This is a genomic window from Motilibacter deserti, from assembly GCF_011250635.1.
GTDB classification, from domain to species: Bacteria; Actinomycetota; Actinomycetes; order Motilibacterales; family Motilibacteraceae; genus Motilibacter_A; species Motilibacter_A deserti.
Genome location: NZ_JAANNP010000071.1, coordinates 1 through 9,845 on the forward strand (window position 1 = coordinate 1; position 9,845 = coordinate 9,845).

Here is a 9,845-nt window from a genome sequence, read left to right on the forward strand (position 1 = left end):
TCTACACCGAGGGGCTGCTGGTCGACGGTGCGCTGCTGCAGGGCTACCTCGCGCGGGACGCCGCGGCCGGCTGATCCGCACGGCTTGACCCGGAAGGGCATCACCGCGGGGCCCTTCGGCGTCCTTCCTGGTGCACGGCCGTGCCGAGCGGCCAGGCGGCGACGAGGGGGACGTATGGACCGCATTCCGGTGTACGTGCTGGCCGGGGACCCGATCTCCGAGGCGGGGGTCGCCCGGCAGCTGGGGGAGAGCCTGCGCTGCCGCCTGGTCTCCCGGGCGGACGCCGACGCGGCGCAGGTCGCCGTGGTGGTGGCGGACCGCGTCGACGACCAGGCCCGGCGGCTGGTCCGCGAGGCGCGGGAGCGCGGGCGGGCACGCGTCGTCCTCGTGGCCGGCGTGCTCGGGCACCTGGACCTGGTGCCCGCGCTGGAGACCGGGGCCATCGGCGTGGTACGCCGCCACGAGGCGACGCCCGAGCGGCTGGTCACGGCGGTCGTGCACGCCGCGGCCGGCGAGCGGACGGTCCCGCCGGACCTGCTGGGGCGCGTGGTGGACTCAATGGCCAGGCTGCACCGGCACGTACGCCCGACGCGCGGGCTCGCCCCGACCGGCCTGGCCGGCCGCGAGATCGAGGTGCTGCGGCTGGTCGCCGAGGGCCTGGACACCGCGGAGATCGCGCGCGAGCTGTCCTACTCCGAGCGCACGATCAAGAACGTGCTGCACGAGGTGACCACCCGGCTGCAGCTGCGCAACCGGCCGCACGCGGTGGCGTACGCGATGCGGCAGGGCTTGATCTGACGGCAGCGGCCGCGGCCGCCCGCGTCAGCCGGCGTCCCCCGTCCAGGCCTGCTGGTCGACGCGCTGCTCCGGCGCCGCGGGGTAGTCGCCGAACTCGAAGGCGCCGATGGCGTCCGCGGGAACGCTGGCCGACGTACGCCGGTTGATCGCGCACAGCCGCTCCGGGGCGATCTTCGGCTTCCGCGCCTCGGTCAGCAGGCCGTTCTTCTCCTGCACCGTGTCCGTCAGCTGGGTGTAGCAGAATCCCGTGAGCGCCGGGCTGTCCAGCAGGGCGCTGACGAGCTCCTCGTAGCGCGCCGCGAGCTGCTCCGGCTGCGTCACGGCGCCGTAGCCGCGCCACGCCTCCACCTCGCCGCCCACGTCGTAGGTGATGCCGCCGAACTCGGTGACCATCACCGGCTCGTCCCCCCGGCTCGCACCGGGCAGCAGCACGGAGCGGTAGCCCGGCTGGGTGTACTGCAGCGTGTTCTCGACCGCGCCACGGTCGCCGTAGCGGTCGCGCAGCGCACCGCCCTGCGAGCTGTAGTCGTGGACCGTGATGATGTCCGAGACCACCTGCTCCCACCCGTCGTTGCCGATGACCGGCCGCGTCGGGTCGAGGCTCTTGGTCAGGTGGTAGAGCGCGCGGACGAAGTCGCGTTGCTGGGCGGACTCCCGCAGCGACGGGACGCCCCAGCTCTCGTTGACGGGCACCCAGGCGATGACGCAGGGCGCGCTGCAGTCACGCTCGAGGACCTCCATCCACTCGGCCGTGACACGCTCGACCGAGCGTCGGGAGAACTCGTAGGCGGATGGCATCTCCGCCCACACCAGAAGGCCCATTCGGTCACACCAGTACAGGAATCTGGGATCTTCGATCTTCTGGTGCAGGCGGATGCCGTTGAAGCCGAGGCTCTTGACCAGCTCGACCTCGCGGCGCATCGCCTCCTCGCTCGGGGCGGCCAGGTGCGACTCCGGCCAGTAGCCCTGCGCCAGCACCAGGCGCAGGAAGTAGGGCTGGCCGTTGAGCAGGAACCTCCCGTCGCCGGCCCGGACCGTGCGCATCGCGGTGTAGCTGCCGACGCGGTCGATGACCCCGTCGGCGTCGCTGAGGTGGAGCTCGGCGTCGATCAGGTTCGGGTGCTCCGGGCCCCACAGCATCTCGTGGCGTCCGAGCGTCATCCCGGCCTGCGGGAGGGTGATCGTGCGGTCGACCTCGTCGCCGAGCACGGCGTACTCGTCGTCGGACAGCAGCTCCCCGTGCAGGGCCAGCCGCACGCGCAGCCGCAAGGGCCGGTCGTCCTGACGGCAGACGCGGACGCTCAGCTGGAGCGTCGACCGGTCCACGTCGGGGACCCACGCCACCCGCTCGACCCGGGTCGCGGGGACCTCTTCGAGCCAGACCGGCTGCCAGATCCCGGTCGTGCGGGCGTACCAGATCGCGTGTGGCTCCGGCTGCCAGTCCTGCTTGCCGCGCGGCTGCTGCAGGTCGAGCGGTCGGTCCTCGGCGCGCACGACGACGTGCTGCTGCTCGCCGTCGACGAGCACCGGGGTCACGTCGGCGCTGAACGGGGTGTGCCCGCCCTCGTGGGTCGCGACGAGGTGCCCGTTGACCCAGACCGAGGCCCGGTAGTCCACCGCGCCGAAGTGCAGCAGGAGCCGGTTCCCGGGGGCGAGGCTCCGGGAGAAGGCCCGGCGGTACCACACGACGGGGTGGAAGCCAGGGTCGCCGATGCCGCTGGCCGGGGACTCGGGCGGGAACGGGACGCGGATCGTCCGGTCGAAGGGCTCGGCGCGCTCGGGCCAGCCCTGCTCGACGCCGGTGCCGGCGTCGTCGTAGGCGAAGGCCCAGTCGCCGCAGAGGTCGACCCAGTCGTCGCGGGTGAGCCGGGGACGGGGATGGATGGGCATCCGCAGGGGGTGCCCCTCGGGCGCGGGCGTGAACCTCCCCAGCGCCGGTCACCGCCGCGTGCGAGCCAGAGGTCACGATCCCGTCACAGCAGGCGCCGCCGGCGTGCGCGTGCATAGCCTCGAGGCGAGGGTGGGACACCCCTCGAGGAGGTTCGCATGAGCGACTGGCTGCAGAGCCGCAGCGACGACCGCAGTGCATGGGACGACGGGCCGCGCGGGCCCGTGGTGGTCGTGGGGGTCGACGGCAGCCGGTCCTCCAGATGCGCGGCGCTCGCGGCGGCCGGAGCGGCCCGCGAGCTCGGCGGCACCGTCGTCGCCGCACACGTGCCGACGCCCTCGCCGGTCCATGCGTTCGCCGGCCTGGTGGGCGCGGGGTTCGTGCTGCAGGAGGCCGAGGACCTGCAGGTCCGCGCCATCGAGAGCCAGCTGGCGGCGCTGTTCGACCTCGAGGACGTGCCGTGGCGGTTCGTCGTGCTGACCGGGCCGGTCGGCGCTGCGCTGGACCGGCTCGCCGAGCAGACCCGGGCGGCCGTGCTCGTCGTCGGCTGTCCCCGTCGCACGCTGCGCCGCCGCCTGGTGCACCTGCTCGCCCCGAGCGTGCCCCGGCTGCTCATGCGCCGACAGCACGGCCGGCTGCTGGTGGCCTGAAGCACCTCCGCCATTGCTTTCATCGACCGGAAGCAACGGCTTCATCAGACTGAAACAGCACCTCGGCACGATCGGGCCGCTTTCCCGCCCTTGCTGAGGAGCCGTTGTGCCCAAACCCGTCGTCCGCTCACTTCTGACGGCGCTGTCCGTCACGGCCGCGCTCGCGGTCCCGATCTCCACCGCCGCAACGACCAGTACCGCCGTCGCCGCGACGGCGGCCGCCCCCGTCCTCGACCTGGAGACGCTCGACGGCGTCACCGCCGAGCGGATGATGGCCGCCGGCCAGCTGACCTCGGTCCAGCTCGTCCAGGCCTACATCGACCGCATCGAGGCGCTCAACAAGCGTGGCCCCGGCCTCAACGCCGTCACCCAGCTCAACGAGAACGCGCTCAAGGACGCGGCGAAGGCCGACGCCGAGCGCGCCGCCGGCATCGTGCGCGGTCCCGCCCACGGCCTGCCGGTCCTCGTGAAGGACCTCATCGACGTGAAGGGGATGTACACGTCGAACGGCAACTACTCGTTGCGCCACTCCTACCCGGCCGACGACTCGGGCATCGCGAAGAAGCTCAAGGCCAGTGGTGTGATCATCCTCGGCAAGCTCGGGCTTTCCGAGTTCGCGAACAGCTTCGGCAGCCAGCCCTCCGGCTTCTCCAACCTCACCGGCCAGGTCATCAACGCCGTCGACGCCGACCAGAACCCGAGCGGCTCGTCCTCGGGCAGCGGGGCCGCCGGCGCCGCGGCGCTGTCGATGCTCGTCGTGGGCACCGAGACCTCGGGCTCGATCATCAGCCCGTCCAGCACGCAGGGCCTGGTCGGCATCCGCCCGACCGTCGGCCTGGTGCCGGCGTACGGCATCGGCCCGATCTCCTCCTCGCAGGACACTGCCGGCCCCATGGACCGCACGGTCGCGAACGCCGCGATGAACCTGCAGTCGATGGCCGGCCGCGACGCGAAGAACGAGGCCGGCTACGCCGCGGTCTTCGGCCCGAACTGGCAGCAGTCCATCCAGCGCGCCCCCGAGGTCGTCCCGGACTACATGTCCGCGCTCGACCTGAACTTCGTGCGCGGCAAGAAGATCGGCTACAACGGCACGTTCGCCGCCGGCACACCGGCGAAGCTGGCGTACGACGCGCTGGTCGCGGCCGGCGCCATCATGGTCGAGCGCCCCATGGTCGCCGTGGGCACTGTCCCCGCCATCCCGAGCGCCTACCAGCAGCACAAGGCGATCGACGAGTACTACAAGAACCTCGGGCCGGACGCTCCGATCAAGAGCCTCGCCGAGGAGGTCGCCGACAACCAGGCCAACGAGCACCAGGCGCTGAAGTTCGGCAACCAGAACCACGTGAACGCGCTGGCGGCCGAGACGGCGCCGGGCGGCCCGAACGAGACGGCCTACCGCGAGGCGATGCCCATCCGGCGCGCAGCGCAGTGGAAGGCCATGGACACGATGATCAACGGCGGTACGCCGGACGACCCGAGCGACGACGTGCTCGCGATCATCGGCTCCGTCCCCAGCGGCCCCACCGCCGGCACGCCGCAGATCACGATCCCCATGGGCTACTCGGCCACGGCCCGTCGCGCCCAGGCGGTCTCGATCCACGGCAACAACATGAGCGAGCGCAACCTGATCGGCGTCGCGTACGTCATCGAGCAGGCGACGAAGCTCGCCCAGGGCGTCTCGCAGGTCAACCCGAGCATGTACCGCTGCGCGGACACCGCCACGACGCAGCCGTTCGCGGGCCGGGGCAGCTGCAACCCCGACTACACCGACGCGATGACGCTCACCGGATATGCGATGCCTGATCTCGGCTTCTCCCTCGAGACCGAGTCGGTCAAGAGCCTGCAGGCCCGGATGGCCGCCGGCACGCTGTCGGCGGAGACGCTGACCAAGGCGTACCTCGCCCGCATCGCCTACGCGAACGCCGCCGGGCCCGCGGTGCAGGCCGTCCGCTCGCTCAACACCGCGGCCCTCGCCGAGGCGAAAGCCCTCGACAGCGAGCGCTCCGCGAAGGGCGCGCGCGGCCCGCTGCACGGCATCCCCGTGCTGCTGGACGACACGATCGACGCCACCGGGCTGCCCACCACCGGCGGGTCCGTCGCCCTGCAGGGCAGCACGCCCAAGAACGACTCCGCGATCGTGGCCAAGCTGAAGGCGGCGGGCGCGATCATCCTCGGCAAGACCAACGTCACCGAGCTCAACGGGCTCTTCGACGCCAACCTGCCGGAGGGCTACTCCTCCCTCGGCGGCCAGGTGCTCCTGCCGTCCGACACCGACAAGACCCCGGCCGGCTCCTCGGCGGGCTCGGCGGCGGCGACCGCCGCCGGGCTGGCTGCGCTGACCGTCGGCCTGGAGACCTCGACCGACACCGCCCAGCTCCTCGCGCCGGCCAACGCCGCGGGCGTCGTCGGGCTCAAGCCGACCGTCGGCCGGGTCAGCCGCGACGGCGTCCTGCCGGTCGCCAAGACCCAGGACTCGCCGGGACCGATCACCCGCACGGTCTACGACGCGGCGGTCTCGCTGCAGGCCATCGCCGGCGTGGACGCCGCCGACACGGCGACGACGGGCGCCCCGGCGGTGCCCGACTACGTCTCCGGCCTCACGTCAACGGCGCTGGCCGGCAAGCGGGTCGCGGTCGTGAACAGCACCGCCGCGCCGTTCCCGTCCGCCGTCACGGCGCTGCAGGGTCTCGGTGCGACGACCGTGACGAAGACCGCGAGCACGCCGAGCCCCAACCCGGCGAGCATCGTCACCCGCGAGTTCAAGCGCGACCTCAACGCCTATCTCGCGGACACCGCGGGCACCGGCGCCAAGTCGCTCGCCGAGATCCTGGCCTACAACACCGCGAACCCGGTCGAGGGCCTGAAGTACCAGCAGGGCGAGCTGACGGCCGCGCAGGGCGTCGACCTGGCCGACCCGGCGACGGGCTCGACCTACGAGGCGGAGAAGGCGGCCGGCCTGGCGTCCAGCAAGGCCGTGATCGACACGATCCTCAACAACGGCACGCCGAACGACCCGAGCGACGACTTCGACGTCGTCCTCGTCCCGGCCGGCAACAGCCTCATCGGTACGGCCGACCGCGCCGGCTACCCGGCGCTGACCGTCCCGGCGGGCTACGGCACGGGCAGCGCGGGCCGCAACCCCATCGGCGTGACGTTCATCGGCACCGCCTACAGCGAGGCGAAGCTGCTCGCCGCCGGCTACGCCTTCGAGCAGGCCACGAACGTGCGGCAGGCGCCCAGCTGGACCAACCCGTCGATGTGGCGCTGCGTCCCCGGCAGCACGTTCTTCACGGCGGAGCTGTGCAACCCCGGCGACCCGCTGATCTCGCTGTTCGAGCTCGAGTCCATGGTCGAGCGCTTCAACGCCGACGGCACGGTCAGCGACAAGACCACGGCCAACATCGGCGCCGCGCTGGACAAGGCCGTTGAGCAGAACTACGCGGGCAGCGAGGTCCGCACGATCGGCTACCTGCAGTCCTTCGTGGACAAGGTCAAGAACCAGGTCAAGGGCGACGCCCGCGACCTGGCCGTGCGCGACATGCTGGTCAACGAGGCCAGTGCACGGCTCGCCTACCTCACGACGCGCGAGGCGTACGAGGCGACGTGGGGGCTGAACAAGTAGCCCCGACCCTGTCGGGCGAATGACCACAGGCCCCGCTCCGGACTCTCTAGGGTTCGGGGCGGGGCCTGTCCCTGTGGTGTCCGGGGTGCGATGCGGAGGTCAGAGAGTGCACGTGAGCGAGCTGCGCCTCGTGGTGACGGCCGACGACTACGACGGGGCGCTCGCGTTCTACCGCGACGCGCTCGGGCTGCCCGTGGTGGCTGACTACAGCTCGGCCGAGGGCCGGGCGACCCTGCTCGACGTGGGCCGGGCGCGGCTCGAGCTCTTCGACGGGCGCCAGGCCGAGCACATCGACCGGGTGGAGGTGGGCCGTCGGGTCGCGGGGCACATCCGGGTTGCGCTCGAGGTGGACGACGCCGCCGTCGCCGCCGACCGGGCTGCGACGGCGGGCGCCGAGGTGCTCGCCGCGCCGACGCGTACGCCATGGGGTTCGCTGAACGCGCGGCTCGAGGCGCCCGCCGGGCTGCAGCTGACGCTGTTCAGCGACGAGCCGGAGGCGTGATCGCCGCGCGGGCCCGGGCGGTCGCGCCTCCGGCCGCCGTCCCGGGGGACGACGGCCGGCGCTCGTGCGGCTCGCTGGTCAGTAGTTGATGTACTTCAGGTGGTCGTAGATCCGGCTGCCCCACTGCGCCTGCCCGGCCGCGTTCGGGTGCAGCGCGCCCTTCTCGTCCCACTGCAGGCCGAAGCTGTCAGCGGCGGTGTTCACCCAGCGGGTGCTGGACGAGGCGCAGAAGCCGTGGCGCACGAAGTCCGGGGCGGGCACGACCTCCCAGTAGGGGTGCACCCCCGGCCGCGCGTTCGCCCGGGCCGCGGCGGCGTACATCTGGTCGTTGATGAAGTTGAGGACGTTCGCCCGCGCCCAGTTGCTCTCCACGCTCTGGAAGCCGCTCAGCGGGTCACCCCACGGCGTGTTGTGGCAGCCGGCGCCGCTGTCGCTCGTCATGACGTCGGGGTACGCGGTGAGGAGCACCCGGCCGACCGGCGCGTCCAGCCGGCGGCCGGTCCCGTCGGGCCGCCCCTGCACCGCCTCGATGAGCATGTCGTACTTGTCGTCCAGGAGCGGCGCGTTCATCGCGAGCAGCCGGTTGGCCTCGCTGCCGGGGCGGGAGCAGTCGGCGTTCCACGGCATGACGTTGGTGCAGTCGAGGGCGATGTCGCTGAAGCTCATGTCGTTGCCGCCGCCGGAGATGACCAGCGTGTCGATGCGGCGGGTGCCGACCGAGGCGTTGACCTGGTCGATCTGCGGCAGCCGGCCCTTCTGGGGGCTGAGGATGCCGCCGTCGCGCTCGCTGCGGTCCGGCTGCGTGCCGCCGACGATGACCGCACCGGAGCACGCGAAGCTGCGTACGTCGATCGTGCCCTGGTAGGGGTTGTTGGCCTTGAGCCGGTTGCCGGCCACGGTGAAGCCGGCCCGGTTGGAGCGGTGGCAGTCCTGGCTGCCGAGGTACTGGCCGTTGGCGTCCGGCGCGCCCTCGCCCGAGGCGTACGAGTCGCCCATCTGCACGATGAGCGGCGTGACGCCACCGGGGCGGACGGGCTTCGGCGGCGCGGGCGGCGGGGGCTCGTACTCGCCGCACTGCTCGGGGCGGCACTTCGCGGCCTCTGCGGCGTCCGGCAGCGCGACGCCGGTCGTGACGAGGGCGGAAGCGAACGTCGCGGCGACGAGGCCGAGAGTGAGGCCGGGGCGCAGCCGGCGGACGAAGCTGAGCGAGGTGGTCGCGGGCTTGACGGTCATCGGAAGCTCTCCTCGGTCTTTGCCTCGGCACCATGCCGGGGTGATGCGGAGAACTCTCGTCGGATCGCAGTGCCGCGCCCACGCAGCTGCCCTGCCAGTCGGTGGTGGGGACAGCACCCCGGTGCCGCGGGTGCTGGTGGCCGGTACGCCCGCCCTCGGCCGTGAGATGCCCTGCTGCGCAAGGGCCGGGAACGCAACAGCGCCCGGCTCGTGAGAGCCGGGCGCCGCGTGCGGAGAAGGGGAGGGTCAGCTGACGCCGTTCTCCCGGTCCTCGGACTCCTGCAGCCAGGACATGATGATCTGCGCGTTGGCGAGCAGCAGCATCTTCGCCGCGTCGTTGCCCCGCACCTGGTTGTTCACCTTCGCGATGAACTGGCCGAGGTAGCCCATCGCGGACTCCTCGTGGCCACCCTCGTAGCGCTTGATCGCGTTGGCGAGCCGGCCCTGCAGGTCCTCGGCCACCGAGGCCTTGAGCCGCCCGGCCATGACGAGGCCGTTGACCTGGTCGCGCAGCTCGTCGAGCCACGTGAGCGTGCGGTCGGCGAACATGTTGCGGTAGCTGCGATCAGCGGCGCCGAACGACCCGCCGGCCGCTGCGGGGGTACTCGGGGCGCTGTCCTGCTCCCACAGCGGGTGGTGCTCGGCGCGAGCCCCGACCTTGTCGAAGAAGGCGCGGAACGGGATGGTCCCGAGGCCGTACTCGACGTCGGCGAACGAGTTGCCCTGCGCGGGGTTGCTGAACGGCTGGCCGTCCTTGACGTGGAACAGGGTGTAGCGCTGCGGGTTCGCCGCCACCCAGTCCGCCGGGTCGAAGCCGAAGCCGCCGTTCGCGAGCGGGAGCCCCCGGTTGTTGGCGCCGCCGGGCACGGCGTACTTCCGCGCGCCCCCGTAGGCCCAGAGGATGTCCATCTCGAGGAAGGCGCCCGCCGCCCAGCCGCCGTTCGCCTGGACGGCCTCGATGAAGACCTCGTAGCGACGACGGTTCGGAGCGTCGTCGGTGAACATGAACTCGTTGGCGTGGTTGTGCTGGTAGATGCGCAGGCCGTAGGTCGCGGCCTTGACCTGGGCGGCGGCGAAGGCCGCGGCGCCGGCCTGGATGGCGGCGACCGTCGTGCCCGGGAAGTCGTTCGCCGTGCCGATGTAGGGGAGCGC

At 72.3% G+C, this 9,845-nt stretch carries 7 protein-coding genes; 4 read left to right on the top strand and 3 right to left on the bottom strand.

The window, feature by feature from the left end; translation table 11 throughout:
• The first annotated feature begins 174 nt into the window (after nucleotides 1-174).
• On the top strand, nucleotides 175-798 hold the full coding sequence (locus tag G9H71_RS19245; protein WP_166284409.1) for a response regulator transcription factor: 624 nt from the start codon (nucleotides 175-177) through the stop codon (nucleotides 796-798).
• Nucleotides 799-822: 24 nt separating this feature from the next.
• Here the strand turns inward: G9H71_RS19245 and G9H71_RS19250 are convergent, their stop codons facing one another.
• Entirely contained in the window at nucleotides 823-2,688 is a 1,866-nt protein-coding gene (locus G9H71_RS19250; RefSeq protein ID WP_166284410.1) for a glycoside hydrolase family 2 protein, read from the bottom strand.
• A gap of 156 nt (nucleotides 2,689-2,844) precedes the next feature.
• On the opposite strand from G9H71_RS19250, the gene G9H71_RS19255 reads away from it, so the two are divergent.
• The 3 genes from G9H71_RS19255 (at nucleotide 2,845) to G9H71_RS19265 (ending at nucleotide 7,460) form a co-directional block, all read left to right on the top strand.
• Nucleotides 2,845-3,336 carry a universal stress protein gene (locus G9H71_RS19255; RefSeq protein WP_166284411.1) on the top strand — a complete coding sequence of 164 codons (492 nt, stop codon included), beginning with the start codon at nucleotides 2,845-2,847 and terminating at the stop codon, nucleotides 3,334-3,336.
• A gap of 106 nt (nucleotides 3,337-3,442) precedes the next feature.
• Nucleotides 3,443-6,958 (top strand): amidase family protein, encoded by a 3,516-nt coding sequence (locus G9H71_RS19260; RefSeq protein WP_166284412.1) that lies wholly within the window; start codon nucleotides 3,443-3,445, stop codon nucleotides 6,956-6,958.
• 106 nt (nucleotides 6,959-7,064) lie between these two features.
• Nucleotides 7,065-7,460 carry a VOC family protein gene (locus tag G9H71_RS19265; RefSeq protein WP_407939779.1) on the top strand — a complete coding sequence of 132 codons (396 nt, stop codon included), beginning with the start codon at nucleotides 7,065-7,067 and terminating at the stop codon, nucleotides 7,458-7,460.
• 78 nt (nucleotides 7,461-7,538) lie between these two features.
• On the opposite strand, the gene G9H71_RS19270 is transcribed toward G9H71_RS19265, so the two are convergent.
• Both G9H71_RS19270 and G9H71_RS19275 read right to left on the bottom strand, forming a co-directional pair.
• Nucleotides 7,539-8,693 (bottom strand): SGNH/GDSL hydrolase family protein, encoded by a 1,155-nt coding sequence (locus G9H71_RS19270; protein ID WP_166284414.1) that lies wholly within the window; start codon nucleotides 8,691-8,693, stop codon nucleotides 7,539-7,541.
• A 246-nt stretch (nucleotides 8,694-8,939) separates the two neighbouring features.
• A partial coding sequence (locus G9H71_RS19275) for an FIMAH domain-containing protein (protein ID WP_231135120.1) occupies nucleotides 8,940-9,845 on the bottom strand: 906 nt, incomplete at its 5' end.

What these genes read in the sequence shown, in the direction of transcription:
- G9H71_RS19245 (WP_166284409.1), top strand. Translation starts at nt 175, where the DNA reads ATGGACCGCATTCCGGTGTACGTGCTGGCCGGGGACCCGATCTCCGAG.
- G9H71_RS19250 (WP_166284410.1), bottom strand. Translation starts at nt 2,688, where the DNA reads ATGCCCATCCATCCCCGTCCCCGGCTCACCCGCGACGACTGGGTCGAC.
- G9H71_RS19255 (WP_166284411.1), top strand. Translation starts at nt 2,845, where the DNA reads ATGAGCGACTGGCTGCAGAGCCGCAGCGACGACCGCAGTGCATGGGAC.
- G9H71_RS19270 (WP_166284414.1), bottom strand. Translation starts at nt 8,693, where the DNA reads ATGACCGTCAAGCCCGCGACCACCTCGCTCAGCTTCGTCCGCCGGCTG.